The following is a 17,316-nucleotide window of genomic DNA, read 5'->3' on the forward strand; positions in this document are numbered from 1 at the left end:
GCTTTCCAGAAACCTGCTTCAGGAGGGTTTTCATGACACGAGCAGTCATCGTCGACGCCGTACGTTCGCCCATGGGCAAGGGCAAAATCGGAGGTGGACTGTCACACCTTCACCCCGCCGACCTTCTCGGTCAGGTATTGAGGCAGTTGGCGGACAGATCCTCGCTCGACGCGGGCTTGCTGGACGACGTCATCATCGGCTGCGTCGGCGGCAACGGTGAGCAGTCTGGAACGCCAGGCCGTCAGGCTGTGCTGTCCGCGGGTTTCCCGGCCCACGTGCCGTCGGTGACGGTCGAACGCAAATGCGGCTCCGGCCAGCAGGCACTGGATTTCGCCGTCCACGGCGTCGTGGCCGGTGCGTACGAGATCGCGATCGCAGGCGGGGTCGAATCGATGAGCCGGGTCCCCATGGGCAGTGCACGCGGCGACGCCGATCCGTTCGGCGAGGGTGTTCGAGAGCGGTTCCCAGTGCTGGTGCCGCAGGGAGTCGCCGCGGAACTCGTCGCACAGAAGTGGGGAATCTCCAGGTCGGAACTCGACGAATACTCCGCTCGCTCCCACGCACGAGCCTCGGAGGCGGACTTTGCCGGCGAGATCGTGCCGGTCGGTGGCCTCGTCGCCGACGAAACCATCCGAACGGGCACAACGGCCGAGAAGCTCGGCGGACTGAAAGCCGTGTTCGGCACCGACGAGCGTCGAGCGCAGTTCCCTGACCTCGACTGGACCGTCACCGCCGGGAACGCGTCGCAGATCACCGATGGTGCGGCGGCCCTGTTGGTGATGAGCGAGGAGCGGGCCTCGCAGTTGGGTCTGCGGCCCCGGGCCAGAATCGTCGCCTCCGCGGTGATCGGCGACGATCCTCTACTGATGCTCACCGGCCCGATCCCGGCGACCGAAAAGGTGTTGAAAATGGCGGGTTTGACGCTGGCCGACATCTCCGCTTTCGAGGTCAACGAAGCATTTGCCTCGGTACCGCTGGCATGGGCGAAGGAACTCGGCGTCGATCAGGACGTGCTGAATCCCGTCGGTGGCGCCATTGCACTAGGGCATCCATTGGGTGCGTCGGGCGCCCGCATCATGACCACGTTGATCAATCACCTCGAACGTACCGGTGGCCGTTACGGATTGCAGACCATGTGTGAAGCAGGCGGAATGGCCAACGCAACCATCATCGAGATACTGAAGTAAGGAGTCGGTTCATGGATCTCACCAATTCTTCCGCGGTCGTCACGGGCGGGGCGTCCGGCCTCGGACTCGCGACGGTCAAGCGGTTCGTCGCCGCAGGCGTCAACACTGTCATCGTCGATCTGCCGCAGTCCGCCGGCAAGGACGTGGCGCAGGAGCTCGGCGACTTCGTGCAGTTCGGTCCCGCCGACGTCGCCGATCCCGACGCCGTCGATGCGGCGTTGGATCTCGCCGAAGCGCGGGCTCCCATTCGGTCCGTTGTGCACTGCGCGGGTCGCGGCGGAACCGTCCGCGTCGTCGAAAAGGACGGCACACCGGGCTCTCTGGAGCTCTATACCTCGCTGATCCAGACGAACCTGATCGGCAGCTTCAATGTTCTCCGGCTCGCGGCCGCTCGCATGGTCCGCAACGAACCGGTCGACGGTGAGCGTGGCGTCGTCATCATGACGGCATCCGTCGCAGCGTGGGAAGGTCAGATCGGCCAGATTCCGTATGCGTCGGCCAAAGCGGGTGTTGTAGGTATGACCTTGGTTGCAGCTCGCGATCTGTCGCGAAAGCTGATTCGCGTCAACAGCATTGCTCCTGGAATCTTCGACACACCGATTCTGTCCCGATTCTCGCAGGAAATTCGCGACGGCTTGGCCGCCCAGATTCCACACCCGGCCCGGTTGGGTGACGCCGACGAATACGCCAAGCTTGCATTGCACATCGTCGACAACGCCATGATCAACGGTGAGGTCATTCGGCTCGACGGCGCGATCCGGATGCAGCCACGATGAGTGCTCTGGTCAGGGTCGAGCAGATCGAGGGTGTACAGGTCGTCACGATCACCCGTCCCGAGGTCCGCAACGCGATCAACACTGCCACTGCGCAGGCCATCGCCGACGCCATGGACGAACTGGATGCCCGCGACGACCTCGTCGCGGGTGTCATTGCCGGCGAGGGCAAAAGTTTTTGCACCGGAATGGATTTGAAGGCCTTCCTTGCCGGTGAGAAGCCGTCGATTCCGGGGCGGGGATTCGCGGGCGTCGCCGAGACTCCCCCGGCGAAACCGCTGATCGCCGCTGTCGAGGGCCACGCCATCGCGGGCGGATTCGAGATTGTGCTTGCCTGTGATCTGGTGGTGGCGTCCGAGACGGCAGTGTTCGGACTCCCCGAAGTCAAGCGCGGGTTGCTCGCCGGTGGTGGCGGATTGCTCCGGCTGCCCGACCGGGTCCCGCGCGCGTTGGCCGTCGAGTGGTGCCTCACCGGTGACTTCATCAGTGCGCAGGAAGCCAAGGACGCCGGCCTGATCAACCGGCTCACCCCAGCGGGAGAGGCGCTGGAGGTCGCGTTGGAGCTGGCGAAGAAGATCGCGAAGAACGGCCCGATGGCCGTGCGGGCGACCAAAGAGATCATCACCAAGGCCCGCGACTGGTCCAACGACGAGCAATTCGCGGAGATGTGGAAGATCTACGAGCCGGTCAGAAGCTCGGAAGACGCCCGCGAGGGGGCGTCGGCGTTCAAGGAGAAACGGACTCCGGTCTGGAAGGGGCGCTGAGGTGGTTGCGATCGTCACCGGCGCCGGAAGCGGGATAGGCAGAGCTGTATGTCTCGAACTCGCGCAGGCAGGTACGCAGGTACTCGCCGTCGACATCGATCTCGCCGGCGCCGAAGAGACCAGTCGGATGTCGGCCGGCACCGTCGTCGCGCACCGAGCTGACGTCTCGAATCCCGCTGAGGTCGAGGACTACGTAGCCGCTGCGGTCGACACACTCGGCATTCCGGATCAGTTCTTCAACAATGCCGGGATAGCAGGAGTCAACCGAGCGATCGTGGACATGTCTCCGGCCGAGTGGTCGACCACGATGTCGGTCAACCTGAACAGCATGTTCTACGGACTGAAGTATGTTCTTCCACACATGATCACGACGGGCAAGGGGCAGATCGTCAACACAGGATCCATCGCGAGCCTGCAAGGAGCAGCCAAGCGCGCGGATTACGTTGCCGCGAAACACGCAATTCTCGGGCTGACGAGAACTGCTGCGGCCGAGGTACGCGAGCACGGGATAGCTGTGAACTGTATCTGTCCTGGTTCGACCGACACACCCATCATCGGTAAGTTCAGGGCACTTCTCGCTCGCGACGGTCAAGCGATCCCGGCCCAGGGTGTCGGTGGTCGCGGTATGGCCAGTGCCGAAGAAGTCGCGCGCACAGCAGTTTTCCTTCTCCGAGAAGATGTCCCGTTCCTCACAGGGTCGGCCATCTCCGTCGATGGTGGCGCATCGGGCCAGTACTGAATGTCCGATTCTATTGCTTCGCATCATTCGTATAGATAGAGTTGTTTGCATCACACTCTTTCGAGCGGAGCACCTGTTTTGACGAATCCTGTAGGCAATCGCCTGTTCACGCTGGTCGAGATACCTGCGGTCGTAGGGCTCCTCGCCATGATGGTGCATACCGTCGCAAACGCGTTCTCTCGCACTGTGTTCGGGGAGCCCATAACCGGCACCCTCGAACGAGTCCAGTACTGGTACATGCCCTTGGTCGTCCTACTGGGCTTCGTGATCGCGATGCATCGCGGCGAACACGTGTGGGCCGATATGTTCTACACACGGTTCCCTGCGGCCGCCAAGCGGTACGTTGCCGCAGGCTCGAGCATCGTGTGCGCAGCGGTCTGCCTGGTTACCGTCGCCTACTCGTTCGATCATGCGCAACACAATCGCGACATCGAGCTGACGGCCGGACTGACCGATATCGCAGCGTGGCCACTGACGTACCTCGTCCCGATCACGTTCGCACTCTTCGCCGTACAGTACGTACGTCTCGGATGGAAACAATTACACGACGAAGACATCGACGATTCCGGATCCTCTTTTGCTGTCTCTCCCGAATCCGACCACGCGGCCGACACAGAGAAGGCACGATGACCGCCGTAGCCACGCGCGAACCCTCCAAACCAATGCCCGGTCGAGTTCGAGCAGGCCGATTCCCGAGCGGAAGCATCACCCTTGCAGTATTCGTCGCGGCAGCCGTCGGGTCCACCGTCGGTACGTTCCTCGGCGGATCGAAGGAGACCATCGGCGTCCTGTCGATCGTCCTGCTACTGAGCCTGATCTTCCTGCGGATGCACATCGGTTTCGCGCTTTTGGTGTCCGCGCTGATGGGAATGTGGGCACTGCGCGACTTCGGTGTCGTCACCAGCACCGTCAGCAAATTGCCGTATCACAATGTTGCACAATGGACGTTGAGTGTCGTTCCGATGTTCGTATTCATGGGTCTGCTGCTGTGGCGATCCGGAGTGACCGAGAAGCTCTACGATGTCGCACGGACTTGGCTGGGGTGGATGCCCGGCGGCCTGGCAGTCGGCACCAACCTCGCGGGAGCTGGGCTCGCCTCGGTCAGCGGTTCGACAGTCGGGACTACCTATGCGTTGGCACGTATCGGCATCCCCGAGATGCTCCGAGCGGGTTACGACAAGCGTCTGGCCATCGGATCCGTCATGGCCGCCGGACTGCCCGGCCAGCTCATACCACCCTCGATCACTCTTGTCGTGTTCGCCGGGATCGCGGAAGTCCCTGTTGGAGAGCAACTCTTGGCCGGAGTCGGCCCCGGTGTGGCAGTGGCGGTCTTGTTCAGCATCGCGCTGATGATCGCGGCATCGATTGTCAAACCGAAGACACCGGAGAAGGTGGACGTCGCTCCGGAATCCACGGGTGCCAAGTGGCGTGCACTCGTTTCGGTGTGGCCGGTTCCGGTCCTCGTGCTGGTGGTCGTGGTTGGCATGTTCTCCGGCGTTTTCACCGCTACCGAGGCCGGCGGCGCTGCGGCGATGGTTGCGCTGTTCGTCGCACTGTTCGCACGTCGCCGCGACCGCCCATTTGCCGCAGTCAGCGAGGCTGCTGTGAGTGCCGTAGCAAGCACCGGATCGATCTTCCTGATGCTTCTCGGCGCAACCGCATTGTCCAGAATGCTTCCCTTGACCGGATTGACGACCGGGTTCACCGATTGGACAACCAACCTTGGCTTGACGGCGTGGCAGTTCCTCGCGTTGATGACCGTGGTCTACCTCGTGATGGGGATGTTCCTCGACGCCCTCGCGATGATGCTCCTGACGGTACCACTGCTCATCCCTACGCTCGCTTACCTCGACATCTCGCTGCTGTGGTTCGGTGTCTTCGTCGTCTTCATGGGCGAGCTCGCCGTCATCACTCCGCCCGTCGGCATCCTGTCCTACATCATTCACGGCGTAGCGCAGGACCCAGAAGTGAACCTCGGCAACAAGATCAGTCTGCGCGACGTATTCGCCAGCGTTGCATGGGTGATGCCGATCGCGCTCGTCTTCGTCGTCCTGCTGATCGCGTTCCCGCAAGTCGCAACGTTTCTTCCAAGCCAGATGGGTGGATAAAGGTTGAACGTGTTCGGTTTCCCCAAAGCACTGTCCTGCATGGTCATTGCCGCGACCGTGGTCGTGGCGACCTCCTGCACCACAACGACCGAATCGAACAGTGGTGGACCCGGCATCGAGTACGGCGCCACCCTGGACCAGTACCGGGCCGCCTTCGACGATGTCGAACCTGTTCACCTGTACGCACAGACCCCCGGACCTCAGGGCTCGTTCGTCAGCGACAAGATGGAGATCTACTACGACGCGGTCACCGAGTGGTCGGGCGGGAAGGTGACCTTCGATATCTTCTACGCCAACGCCATCGCAGGTGCCAGTGAGATCGACGACGCACTGGGCGACGGACGAACGGACATCGACGGCTTCGCTGTCGCCAACCAACCAGCCGAGTATCCGGCGGTCAACACGTTGATCAACGCGTCCTTCCTCGGCGATATGTCTCCTATCGCAGGCATTCTGCAATCGCACGCGTGGTTGCTCGAGTCTGCGTACGCAACAGAAGAAGTCGCGCAGGAATTCGCGGACAACGACATGCATCTGTTGATGCCGTCGTACAACGGGGGCGGCATGGCGCTACTGTGCGCCGAGGAGGCGCAGACCCTCGACCAACTACGAGGACGTCAGATTTCCGCTGCAGGCCGGACTCAAGGCGCACAGATCAGCGGGTTGGGCGCCATACCGGTGAGTGCGTCGTATTCGGAGCTGTACGAAAGCCTGCAACGCGGCGTGGTCGACTGCACCGCGACCTCGGTGCAGAACGCAGTGCTGGGCGGGTACCTCGGTCTGACACCGGAAGTGATCATCGATCCGTCCGCTGGCTTCGCTTTGACCTTCGGGTCCGTAGCGCTCAACCAGAACCGTTGGGACAGCATGCCGCTGCTCGTTCAGCAATTGCTGTTCGATCGACTCGACGTCTTCCTCGAAACCAATATCCGCACCTCGTGGGACGCGATGGTGCAGGGAGTGCACGACATCCAGGACGCAGGCGGAACAATCACCGAATTCGCACCGGATGCACGAGAGCGACTACAGAGCGTCAACAACCAACAACTCGAACTGCTGAAACAGTCCCCAGCGCTGGAAGACGCAGCCACCTCGATGACCGAATGGGCCGCAACCGCCTCGCGGTGGAGCACCCTCGTCCGAGATCTCGGTTACGACGAGACGATGACCTACCCGGAGTTCGCCGACTTCTACGACACCGACGCCATCGATCTCGGGCCCTACGTCGACGCCGTGTTCGACGAGGTTCTACTCGACCACCGCCCGACCTCGCCGGACACGGAAGCATGAACAATCCTGTTGCCATCACCGTCGGCGCGGAGCCGGTGACTCGCGAGGCGATCCGACGGTTCGTCGAGGCGCACGAGATGGCCGACCCACGCTTCGTCGACCCAGTCGACCCCATCGCTCCATGGGCAATGCTGTCCTCGTTCTCCATGCCTGCGTACTGGACGCCAGGAGACCCGTCATTGAGCGACGGCGCCCTCCCTCCGTTGCCCTGGGATGCGTGCGGCGTGCCCGCTGCCGAATCCGTCACCAACAGGATGGAATTCGAGTACTTTCACCCACTGCGGCCCGGAGACGTGATCACTACCGAATACCGGGTCACTGGCGTGACGCCGAAACGAACAAGTGTGGGCGACGGCAGCTTCGTGGATTTCGAGCTGACCTTCCTACGCCAGGATGGCACTGTTATCGCACGCGAGCGGTGCAGCGTCTATCGGTACTTCCCGTTCGAGTCCCGACGATGAACGCACCTCTACCGGAGATCCGGCTGCCTCTGACGTTCCAACGGCTCGTGATGTCTGCCGCTGCCAGTCGAGATTTCGCTCCGGCACACATCGACCACGAGGCTGCACGGGCCGGCGGTGCGCCTGGCGCCTACGCAGACGTCATGTTTGTGCTCGCGATGTTCGAACGGTGCGTCGGCGAGTGGGCTGGTACGCGCGCCTCGCTCGAATCGTTGCGGGCCATCGCCCTGCACGATTTCGTGCTTACCGGCCAGGATGCCGTCGTACGCGGCGTCATCACCGACGAGTCCGATACATCGGTAACCGTCGACCTGATTCTGCTGCAGGACAACGACCGCCGAGCTGCCACTGCAACGGCAATCATGGTCCGGGATGGTATGAGATGACTACCGCGAATGCGCTGACCGAATCGATGAGCGGCCTCACGGCGACCCGCTTCCGCGACACTGCACTGGTCCGTGCGCTCCGGCTCGCCCGGGACGAGTCCCCCTTCCACCGATGGTTCTACGGAGACCATGCCGTCGATGTCGATTCCGTAGTCGACCAGCGGTCCTTCGCCCTTCACATCCCGGTTGCCCGCAAGGCCGACTATCTCCGCTACCAGAAACTGCATCCTGGCACTGTGCGGGACGACGTTCGCCAATTACACCTGACCAGCGGGACCAGCGGGGTGGGCAGGGAGGTACATCCTCGAACGGCACACGACCTCGCCGCTCTGGGTACCGGCGGCGCCTATCAGTACTTCTGGGCCGGTCTTGCCGCAGGCGAGAAGATCATGCTCACCATTCCGTACTCGCAGACCATGGCCGGGCCGTACTTCCAGGCATCCGCTCTCGCTGCCGGTCTCGTTCCGACCAACGCATTCACGGGATCAACGGCCGAGCGCATCGACATGCTGCAACGTTTCGGCTGCGCCGGCATGTCCATCACGCCCTCCTACCTACACCGCATGACAGCCGAGGCCAAGCGTCTCGGGATCGAGCCGAAGCGCTCTGGTTCTGCGCTACGAGCAATCTTTCTCTCCGGTGAGCCTTACGGGATCGAGTGGGCGGAGTCGATGCAGGAGTTCTGGAGCGCCACAGTCCACGAAGGGTGGGGTGCAACTCAGACCCTCGGAGTGGTGATGGCGACCAAAACCGGTGCGATCGAGGAACACGGACGCGGCGTCCTCCACGGCATCGGACACCGTTGTCTCATCGAGGTGCTCAATCCAGACGGGGTCGCCGTAGCTCCTGGTGAGCGCGGCGAGATAGTGGTCACGACCCTTCGGACCCGCGGGTTGCCGAGCATACGGTTCGGGATGGGCGACAGCATCCGGTTGCTGCGCGACGGCTTCTTTCCGGAGTTCGAGGCGGGATCGATCGGTCGCATCGACGACATGATCAAGATCAGGGGTATGAATATCTGGCCGAGCGCTGTGGATGCGGCGGTGCTCCGTGTGCCCGTACTCGACTACAGAGCGATTGTTCACACTGCCGATAACGGCAGCGAGTCCGTCGACTTGCAGCTGGAGATCGACGCGGCTGCCGACGTCGACCCGAACCTGATGGCGGATATCGCGGAGACGATCAAGCGCACTGTCGGAATCTCGATGTCGATCTCTGTGCTACCCACCGGGACACTGGACGAACAGCACTTCAAGTCCCGACGCTGGACCGACCGAAGGGCAGTGCGATGACCGACTCGATCGAGCAAGAATTGGGCCGTGCCCGGGCTCATCTCGACGCCGTAACGCAGTTGGTGGCCGAACTTCCAGAATCACCGTTGCTTATCCAGTTCTGCGAACGAATCGACGCGCTGGTCGACGAGTTCACTTGGGAACTGGGCGCACAACCCTGACTCTGCCACTATTTGATGAGGACTCCCGCATCGACGGGGATGGAAATACCGGTTACGTAGCGTGATTCGTCGCCCGCCAGGAAGAGCACCGCGTTGCTGACATCGTCCGGCTCGACATACGGAATGTCGAGTACGTGCATGTCGTGCAGGAGCGGAACCACCTGTTCCCGAGTGGGTGCTTCCTCGTCGGGAAGGAACAGCCTGTAGATCGCGTCGTTCAACAGCATCCGAGTCTCGACGTTGGTCGGGTTCACCGTGTTGACACGGATGTTCTGCGGGCCGAGCTCGTTCGCGAGGCTCTTCATCAACCCGAGGACACCGTGCTTGGCTGCGGTGTAATGGGCGTTGTACGGCAGACCTTTCGTTCCCGCGACGGAGCTGATGAGCACCATCGAACCGCCCTCGCCGCCTTTCAGGATGTGCGGAGTGGCGACCGTCGTCGTGTTCCACACGCCGGTCAGGTTGGTGTCGATCATGTTGTGCCAATTCTCGGCGGACAACTCGTGCGTCACACCGCTACCCGCAATTCCCGCATTGGCTACCACTACGTCGAGTCGGCCGAGTTCGCCTACTGCGGAATCGACGGCTGCACGTAGCGCCTCGAGGTCGCGGACATTCGTCTTCGACGCCACGATCCGACGGTCGAGCTTCTCGACCGCCCCGCACCGTCTCCGCCAGGTCGTCCTCCGTCGCAAGGTCGTATCCGACGGTGTCGACGTCCTCGCATGCGTCCACTGCGATGATGTCGGCGCCTTCGGCGGCGAAACGCAGTGCGTGGTTACGACCTTGTCCGCGGGCAGCACCGGTGATGAGGACTACTTTGCCGCTGAACCTGCTCATGCGCCCAAAGCCGCTTCACCCAGGAACGCCAGCACCACCGAGGAGTGCGAGCGGGCTTCCTCGGCACCACCGGAGTACACGGAGTCGCCACGATTGACCACGACGACATCGTCGGCAACCCTGAGCCCCGCTTCGGCGTTCTGCTCGACCATCAGCACACCGAGCCCGCGGTCGGCGATCTCGCGGACACTTGCCATGACGGTGTCGACCACGGCGGGCGCAAGACCCATCGACGGCTCGTCCATCATGATGTACTTCGGATCGGACATCAGTCCACGTCCGAAGGCAAGCATCTGCTGCTCACCACCGCTCAACAGTCCTGCAGGCCCGTCCTTTCGCTCACGAAGAATCGGAAACAGTTCATACGCGAGTTCGGTGTTCTTCTCGCGCTTCTCCCTGGTCGAGGTGTATCCACCGATACGCAGGTTCTCCGCCACGGACAACGACGCGAAGACTTGACGACCCTCCGGTACGAGTGAGATCCCGCGTCGCACCACTTTGTGGGCCTTGAGTCCGACGAGGGAAACATCATCGAGAACGATGGTGCCCGACATCGGTTCCACCAAGCCGGCGATGGTTCGCAGCGTCGTACTCTTACCTGCTCCGTTCGCCCCGAGAACCAGCGTAATTCGGCCGGGTTCGACCGTCAGGCCGATGTTCGTGACCGCGCTGACCTTGCCGTACTGGACGTGGAGATCACTGACTACGAGCATCCTGCGCTCCTCGCTTCCCGAGATATGCTTCCTGGACACTTGGTTCGCGCACGACGTCCTGCGGCTTCCCTTGCGCGATCAGTACGCCGAAATTCATTGCGATCAGCGTGTCGCAGGTATCGACCATCATCTGCACGTCGTGTTCGACGAGAAGTTGCGTCAGGCCTTCTTCGCGCAACTTCTTCAACAGCTCCGATACATCCTCGCGTTCGGTCTTGTTCATGCCCGCTGTCGGCTCATCGAGCAGAAGAAGTGTGGGCGACATGGCAATTGCGCGGGCGATCTCCACCCGGCGCTGCAACCCATAGGACAGCTCCCCTGGCCTGATGTCCTCCAAGCCCGAGAGCCCAGTCCGCTCCAGCGCCTCCGCGACCGCATCTTTCGAGCGCTTCAGCAAGGCCTTGCGCCCGAGCAACAACTCGCGAAGGCCACCTTCCTCGGAGCCGAGGTCCGCCCCCAGAGCGACGTTCTCGCGAACGGTCAGGTCCGGCAGTAGTCGTACCGTCTGAAATGTGCGGGCAATGCCGAGCTTGGCGACCTTCTGCGAAGACACCTTCGCAAACGGTTCGCCTTCGAACGTCAAGGCACCGCGTGTCAGGGGCGTCAATCGAGTGATCGCCGCCAACAGGGTGCTCTTGCCGGATCCGTTCGGTCCGAGGATGCCGAATATCTTTCCTCGGGTGATGTCGAAGGAAATACCGTCGACAGCCTTGATGCCGCCGTAGTGGACTGCGACGTCGTCTATTCCGAGCACCACCTCGGTTGTGGCGTGGCGAGCGACAGTCTCTCGTGACACTGCGTCGGTAGTCACGGTTTATCCCCTATCTCGGCTAGAGCGAGTTCCTCGACCGTGTCGTCGGGTTCCTTCTTACGAGCAACCCCTGCGAGTCTTTTGGCCTTGGACTTCCGAACCAGATCAAGGGCGGTTCCGTAGATCCCGCCCGGTACGTAGACGGCAGCGATCGCGACGATGATGCCGTAGACGATGGCCTGGTACTGCCCGACGATCTCGAGGTAGTACGGCAGCCATGTGAAGATGATCGCGCCGAGGACGATGCCGAGCCACGAGCGCCCGCCGCCGACGATGATGATCGTCAACCCGAGAACCACCAAGGGGAATCCGATGCTCTCCGGCGCCACGGTCGTGCGCAGTAATACGTTGATCGCGCCACCAAGTGCGCCGATCAATCCACTGATCACGAAGGAGCTGATTCGATAGCGAGAAACGTTGACACCCATGGATGCGGCCAATTCCGGATCTTCACGGACCGCGTCGATTCTACGACCGAGACGACCTCGTTCGCTCAGCGCCAGAAGCGCGACGACGAGCACCGTGATCGCGATGATGTGCCCGATGGTCAACTGAGGGAACGCCAGTGCGCCGAACAGTCCGACCGACGCGCCGGTGAGCGAGCCACCGTTGTGCGCGACGACCGTGATGATCAGATCGAAGGAGACCGTGGCCATCGCCAGGTAGAGACCGTTGAGACGCTGAACCAGCAATGCCAGCAGAAACCCGATCACTCCGCAGACGATCATGATGGCAGCAATCGCGGCGAACGAGCTGAACCCGTACCGGATCACGAAGATCGCGGCGCCGTAGGAACCGAGACCGTAGAACCCGGCGCCTGCGAACGAGAACACGCCCATGCGAAGCTGGACCTGGATGCTCAGAGCCAGAAGAAGAACGGTGAACGTGCTCTGGAACAGAACGATATGCGTGAAATAGAACTGACTCATACCCTTCGCACCTCCTTGCGGCCGAAGAGACCCTGCGGGCGAAGCAGCAGGACGAGGAAGATCATGCCGAAGCACACGGCGTCGACCCAGCCACCACCGGTGAATCGCAACACCAGAGTCTCCGACAACGCCAGAATGTAGGCGCCGGCAGCGACACCGGCCGTGCTCCCGACGCCACCGAGGATGATGACCGCAAATGCCTTGATCAGCAGTGTCTCACCGCTTTCCGGAGTGATGGCGCCGAGATTGAACGTGAGCAAGGCGCCCGCGAGACCGGCAAGACCACCGGCAAAGGCCATTGTGGACAGGGAGAGCTTTCGACGGTCGACTCCCATCAACGCTGCCGTTTCGGCATCGACACCGATGGCACGGAGCGCAAGTCCTGCCATGGACTTGCGCAGCCATATCGCCATCCCGACCGTGAGAATCACGGCGGACAGCACGATGATCAAACCGGTGTTCGAGATGCGAAGACCGAAGAGCGAGAACACCTTCACTGCATACGAACTGTTGGAGAATCCGAACGGTTCGGACTTGGTGACGTACTGGGCGATCGCGAGCGGGATGGCAGCAACGCCGATGCCGCCGATCAGAATTTGCAGCTCTGCGATCCGATGAGTCTTTGCCCTCCGCAGAATCGGTTGGAAAGCAAGCACTTCGATGGCTGTGGACAACAACGCACCCACGAACACCGACACCGCAATGACGCCGATCATCGGCAGCTGTTGGTCCTTGACCACCAGGTATCCGACGAACCCCGCGAACATGAAGATCGCGCCGTGCGCGAAGTTGAGGATGCCGACGGTGCCCCACACGAGGGACATGCCGAGACAGAACAGTACGTAGATCGATCCGAGTATCGCCGCATCGATGAGTGTCTGGCCCATGGTTTCAGATCACCTCTTCCGTGAACGTTCGGTGACCGTCATTCCGCCAGCAACCCTTCTGCGGTCCCGTCCCACTCGACGACAACTCCCGCCACTCGCTGGTCGTTGCCTTCGAACGTCACCGGTCCGACGGCGCCGTCGAATCCGGCCGTGGCCACGGCGTCGAGACCGTTCTTGATGTCCTCACGCGAGGCGCCGCCCGATTCCTTGATGGCCCTGGCGATCATCCATGCCGCGTCGTAGCCTTCGGCTGCGTAGTTGAGCGGGTTCTTGCCGTATTTGGCGCTGTAAGCCTCGACGAAGGAGACCGAAGACGGTGCGGTCTGAAGGTAGTTGAAGTCCGTCGCCCAGAACATTCCCGCGCCTGCAGGCCCTGCGGGCGCGAGGTTTCCGGCGCCTGCGGCGGGATTTCCGACGGCTGGGCCGTCGAAGCCTGCTTGGCGCAGCTGCGACATCGCGGTGGAATTCTGCGCACCGACGAGGAGGAACACCACGGCATCCGGCTTTTCGCCGACGATCTTGGTGATGGTCGACGCGAAGTCCTGGGTGGTCGACTGCACGCTGGTGCTCGAGAGGATCTCGAGATCCTCACTCTCCTGCAACGCGGGGAGTTGATTCTCGGCGATCTCCGCCAGTGTCGGCTGGCCTGCGTTGTAGAGCACGCTGATTCGCTTGGCGCCGAGGGTCTTCAGATGATCGATCGCCTTGGGGAAGTATGTCTCCTGGGGTGCGGTCGATCGGAACGTGTAGTCGCCGATGACGACACCGGCACTACCGGACTGGGTGAACACGACAGGAGTCTTCGACGACTCTGCTATCGGCGCCACCGCCACGGACTGCGCACCGGACACGGTGCCGAGGATGGCGGCGACGTTCGGGTTCGCGATCCCTTCGGTCACCTGACTCGCGGCTGTCTGGGCGTCGCCTGCGGTGTCGCGACTGTCGAGCTTCAGCGTGGAGTCGCCGAGGAACTTCTGCTCGTTGATCTCTTGGACGGCGAGTTCGATACCTTCGAGCTGGGAACCTCCGACGTACGCGAGCGTTCCGGTCTTGTCCGTCGTGGAGAGCACGGTGATCTCGGCGGGCATCTCCCCCGAGGCTGTTGCACCGGATGGGCCTGACCCACTACATGCTGCCATCGACAGCATGGCTCCGGTCAGCCCGAACAGGACCAGCCTGCCGGGACCCGTGGTGAACTTCATGGCTCCTCCTATTTCATGGCAATGATGCGCATGAACTCGTGATCGCTGTCACAGTAGAACCAAAACGTCCAGTTGTCCAGATCACATTTGAGGACAAAGTCGCAGCAGAAAAAGCCGTGACAACAGATGGTTGCGGCGAATGATTATCAGCGTTTAGAGTGAGGTGTATCACCTGAACGGATGCCGTCCGTAATTAGAACACTCCGAAGGAGTCCTGTCATGGCACTCGACGACGCCACCGCCGCGTTCCTCGCCCAAGCCGCCGAAGGAGGCGGTAAAGCGCTCCACGAGATGACCCCCGACGAGGTCCGCTCGATGAACGACACATTCATCGACCTCTACGGTCCAGGGCCCGAGATGGCGTCGGTCGAGAACCTGACGGTGGAGGCGGCGGATGGACATGCAATTCCGGTTCGCGTCCTGACACCTGACGACAGCCCACGCGGGGTGTTCGTCTACTTCCATGGCGGTGGCTGGGTCGTCGGCACACCGGATCAGTTCGACACACTTGCCAGACGCCTCGCGGTCGAGACCGGGTGCACCGTAGTGCTTCCCGACTACCGACTCGCTCCCGAAAACATCTACCCGACTGCAGCCGACGACGCATGGGATGTTCTGCAGTGGACCGCTTCTCGCTCCGATTCTGCGTTGCCGCTACTGGTCGGCGGCGACAGTTCCGGCGGCAACCTTGCAGCCGTCGTCGCGCAGCGAGCAGTGCGAGAGAACGGCCCGGCCGTCTCGCTACAGGTGTTGGTCTACCCCGTCACCGACCACGATTTCGACAACAGCTCGTACGCCGACCCCGCCAACCAGTTGATGCTCGACAAGACGTCGATGATCTGGTTCTGGGATCTCTACACACCCGATGCCGGAGTACGCCGCAACTGGGACGTGTCACCCTTGCACGCAGAGGACCTGTCAGGAGTGGCACCAGCAGTGGTGTTGCTGGCCGAACACGATGTTCTACGCGACGAAGGTCAAGCCTATGCCGAGAAACTCACCGCCGCGGGCGTACCCGTGGAGGTGAGAGTGTTCGACGGACAGATGCATGGCTTCTTCCAGTTCGTCAACATCCTCCCCGGAGCCGACGCCGGTATCGCGTACGTCGGCGAATCCGTTCGCGCCCATCTCACATCCGTTGTCGCCTGAAAGGAGTGTTCCGTGAGCACAAGCGATTTCGATGCCGTCGTCATCGGCGCCGGCTTCTCCGGCGTCTACATGACGCACAAGCTCGAGTCTCTCGGCCTGTCGGTCCGTGGATACGAGGCCGCAGAAACCGTCGGTGGTACGTGGTTCTGGAACACGTATCCCGGCGCACGATGCGACTGCATCAGCATGGAATACGCGTTCACGTTCTCCCAGGACATCATCGACGAGTGGGAGTGGACAGAACGCTATCCTGCTCAGCCGGAGATCCTGCGTTACATCGACTTCGTCGCCGAGAAACTCGATGTCAAGAAGCACTTTCGTTTCGGAGTACGTGTCGAATCAGCGGTCTGGGACGAGGAGGCGTTACGGTGGACGGTCGGCACCGACACCGGTGAATACGTCACCGCCAAGTACCTGATCACCGCCGCGGGATGCCTCTCGACGTCATCGACACCCGACTTCGCGGGTCTCGACGCCTACGAGGGCGAGACGATCCATACCAGCGCGTGGCCGCGCGACGGGTTCGACTTCACCGGCAAACGGGTCGGCGTCATCGGCACCGGATCTTCTGGTGTTCAGGTGATCCCGAAGATCGCCGAGCAGGCCGAACATCTGACGGTTTTCCAGCGCACACCTGCCTTCAGCCTCGACTGCGGCAATCGCCCATTGACCGAGGACGAGAAGCAGTCCTTTCGAGCCGACATCGAGAACTTCAAGGTCGCATCGAAGGCGTCCGGGGGCGGCCAGCCCGTGGACACATTGTCAGTCAACACATTCGACCACTCCGAGGAAGAGCGATTGGCGGTGTTCGAGGAACGATGGAGTCGCCATCGGGCCATCGATCTCATCGCTGCCTACCCGGACCTGCTCAGCAATCGGCAGGCCAACGACACCATCGCCGAGTTCTTCCGCGGCAAGATCCGATCCGTCGTCGAGGACCCTGAACTTGCCGAGGCACTCTCACCTCGCGAGCATCCCTTGGGGGCCAAGCGAATCACACTCGATACCAACTACTTTCAGACCTATAATCGCGACAACGTATCGCTCGTGAGCGTGAAGGATGCGCCGATCGAAGGATTGACTCCGACCGGGTTGAAGACCGCCCACGACGAATACCCGCTCGACGTCATAGTCTTCGCCACCGGTTTCGACGCCATCACCGGCCCCCTGCTGAAGATCGACATCCGTGGACGCAACGGGAAGTCACTGCAGGACAAGTGGACCGACGGTCCCACCACATATCTGGGTATCGCCGTCGACGAGTTCCCCAATCTGTTCACCTTGACCGGCCCCGGTAGCCCCAACGTGTTGACCAACGTGGTCTGCGCCATCGAACAGCACGTCGAGTGGACAGCGGACACCGTCGCACATCTGGAGTCGATCGGCGCCAGGACATTCGAGGCCGACGAGACCGCAGCAAAGGAATGGACCACGCAAGCAATCGAACTCGCCGACACCACGCTTTACCCCGAGGGCAACTCCTGGTACACCGGCGCCAACATCCCAGGCAAACCTCGCATGATCATGTCCTACGTCGGCGGACTCAACGTCTACCGCGACATCTGCGACGACGTCGCATCCAAGGGTTACGAAGGCTTCACGATCACCCACTAGAAGGAGCTCG

General features: G+C 61.9%; 18 protein-coding genes and 1 pseudogene. 13 read left to right on the forward strand and 6 right to left on the reverse strand.

Annotated elements, in window-relative coordinates; genetic code table 11:
• Positions 1-32 precede the first annotated feature (32 nt).
• The 11 genes from CH290_RS03345 (at position 33) to CH290_RS30135 (ending at position 9,161) form a co-directional block, all read left to right on the forward strand.
• Positions 33-1,187, forward strand: a complete 1,155-nt coding sequence (locus tag CH290_RS03345) for a thiolase family protein (RefSeq protein WP_027498652.1) — start codon at positions 33-35, stop codon at positions 1,185-1,187.
• Positions 1,188-1,198: 11 nt separating this feature from the next.
• The gene (locus CH290_RS03350; RefSeq protein WP_019663142.1) at positions 1,199-1,963 is read left to right on the forward strand and encodes an SDR family NAD(P)-dependent oxidoreductase; all 765 of its coding nucleotides are present in this window, start codon (positions 1,199-1,201) and stop codon (positions 1,961-1,963) included.
• On the forward strand, positions 1,960-2,724 hold the full coding sequence (locus CH290_RS03355; RefSeq protein ID WP_019663141.1) for a crotonase/enoyl-CoA hydratase family protein: 765 nt from the start codon (positions 1,960-1,962) through the stop codon (positions 2,722-2,724). The genes CH290_RS03350 and CH290_RS03355 overlap by 4 nt, the downstream gene beginning before the upstream one ends.
• A 1-nt stretch (position 2,725) precedes the next feature.
• Positions 2,726-3,463, forward strand: coding sequence for an SDR family NAD(P)-dependent oxidoreductase (locus tag CH290_RS03360; protein ID WP_019663140.1), 738 nt, complete (start codon positions 2,726-2,728; stop codon positions 3,461-3,463).
• A 78-nt stretch (positions 3,464-3,541) separates the two neighbouring features.
• Positions 3,542-4,093, forward strand: a complete 552-nt coding sequence (locus tag CH290_RS03365) for a TRAP transporter small permease (protein ID WP_019663139.1) — start codon at positions 3,542-3,544, stop codon at positions 4,091-4,093.
• A gap of 32 nt (positions 4,094-4,125) precedes the next feature.
• Positions 4,126-5,571, forward strand: coding sequence for a TRAP transporter large permease (locus CH290_RS03370; RefSeq protein WP_020110888.1), 1,446 nt, complete (start codon positions 4,126-4,128; stop codon positions 5,569-5,571).
• 9 nt (positions 5,572-5,580) lie between these two features.
• Positions 5,581-6,861 (forward strand): TRAP transporter substrate-binding protein DctP, encoded by a 1,281-nt coding sequence (dctP, locus tag CH290_RS03375; protein ID WP_230621060.1) that lies wholly within the window; start codon positions 5,581-5,583, stop codon positions 6,859-6,861.
• Positions 6,858-7,322: an FAS1-like dehydratase domain-containing protein gene (locus CH290_RS03380; RefSeq protein ID WP_019663136.1), complete on the forward strand. Its 465-nt coding sequence runs from the start codon at positions 6,858-6,860 to the stop codon at positions 7,320-7,322. Before dctP ends, CH290_RS03380 begins: the two co-directional genes overlap by 4 nt.
• Positions 7,319-7,708, forward strand: coding sequence for a MaoC/PaaZ C-terminal domain-containing protein (locus CH290_RS03385; protein ID WP_019663135.1), 390 nt, complete (start codon positions 7,319-7,321; stop codon positions 7,706-7,708). The genes CH290_RS03380 and CH290_RS03385 overlap by 4 nt, the downstream gene beginning before the upstream one ends.
• Positions 7,705-9,000: a phenylacetate--CoA ligase family protein gene (locus CH290_RS03390; protein ID WP_033190156.1), complete on the forward strand. Its 1,296-nt coding sequence runs from the start codon at positions 7,705-7,707 to the stop codon at positions 8,998-9,000. Before CH290_RS03385 ends, CH290_RS03390 begins: the two co-directional genes overlap by 4 nt.
• Positions 8,997-9,161 carry a hypothetical protein gene (locus CH290_RS30135; protein WP_019663133.1) on the forward strand — a complete coding sequence of 55 codons (165 nt, stop codon included), beginning with the start codon at positions 8,997-8,999 and terminating at the stop codon, positions 9,159-9,161. Before CH290_RS03390 ends, CH290_RS30135 begins: the two co-directional genes overlap by 4 nt.
• Before the next feature lie 8 nt (positions 9,162-9,169).
• On the opposite strand, the pseudogene CH290_RS03395 reads toward CH290_RS30135, so the two are convergent.
• The 6 genes and pseudogenes from CH290_RS03395 to CH290_RS03420 form a co-directional block, all read right to left on the reverse strand.
• A pseudogene (locus CH290_RS03395) lies at positions 9,170-10,001 on the reverse strand (mycofactocin-coupled SDR family oxidoreductase).
• Positions 9,998-10,714, reverse strand: coding sequence for an ABC transporter ATP-binding protein (locus tag CH290_RS03400; RefSeq protein WP_020110889.1), 717 nt, complete (start codon positions 10,712-10,714; stop codon positions 9,998-10,000). The pseudogene CH290_RS03395 and the gene CH290_RS03400 overlap by 4 nt, the downstream one beginning before the upstream one ends.
• Entirely contained in the window at positions 10,698-11,525 is an 828-nt protein-coding gene (locus CH290_RS03405; RefSeq protein ID WP_019663130.1) for an ABC transporter ATP-binding protein, read from the reverse strand. Before CH290_RS03405 ends, CH290_RS03400 begins: the two co-directional genes overlap by 17 nt.
• Positions 11,522-12,454: a branched-chain amino acid ABC transporter permease gene (locus CH290_RS03410; RefSeq protein WP_019663129.1), complete on the reverse strand. Its 933-nt coding sequence runs from the start codon at positions 12,452-12,454 to the stop codon at positions 11,522-11,524. Before CH290_RS03410 ends, CH290_RS03405 begins: the two co-directional genes overlap by 4 nt.
• Positions 12,451-13,341, reverse strand: a complete 891-nt coding sequence (locus tag CH290_RS03415) for a branched-chain amino acid ABC transporter permease (protein ID WP_019663128.1) — start codon at positions 13,339-13,341, stop codon at positions 12,451-12,453. Before CH290_RS03415 ends, CH290_RS03410 begins: the two co-directional genes overlap by 4 nt.
• Before the next feature lie 38 nt (positions 13,342-13,379).
• Positions 13,380-14,543 carry an ABC transporter substrate-binding protein gene (locus tag CH290_RS03420; RefSeq protein ID WP_019663127.1) on the reverse strand — a complete coding sequence of 388 codons (1,164 nt, stop codon included), beginning with the start codon at positions 14,541-14,543 and terminating at the stop codon, positions 13,380-13,382.
• A gap of 219 nt (positions 14,544-14,762) precedes the next feature.
• Here CH290_RS03420 and CH290_RS03425 point away from each other — a divergent pair, with 219 nt between their 5' ends.
• Together CH290_RS03425 and CH290_RS03430 are read left to right on the forward strand one after the other, a co-directional pair.
• A complete protein-coding gene (locus CH290_RS03425) occupies positions 14,763-15,692 on the forward strand; it encodes an alpha/beta hydrolase (RefSeq protein ID WP_019663126.1) in 930 nt (309 codons plus the stop codon).
• 12 nt (positions 15,693-15,704) lie between these two features.
• Entirely contained in the window at positions 15,705-17,306 is a 1,602-nt protein-coding gene (locus CH290_RS03430; RefSeq protein ID WP_019663125.1) for a flavin-containing monooxygenase, read from the forward strand.
• The last annotated feature ends 10 nt before the right edge of the window (positions 17,307-17,316 follow it).

It is taken from the genome of Rhodococcus sp. 06-156-4 (assembly GCF_002259345.1).
GTDB lineage: Bacteria > Actinomycetota > Actinomycetes > Mycobacteriales > Mycobacteriaceae > Rhodococcoides > Rhodococcoides fascians_E.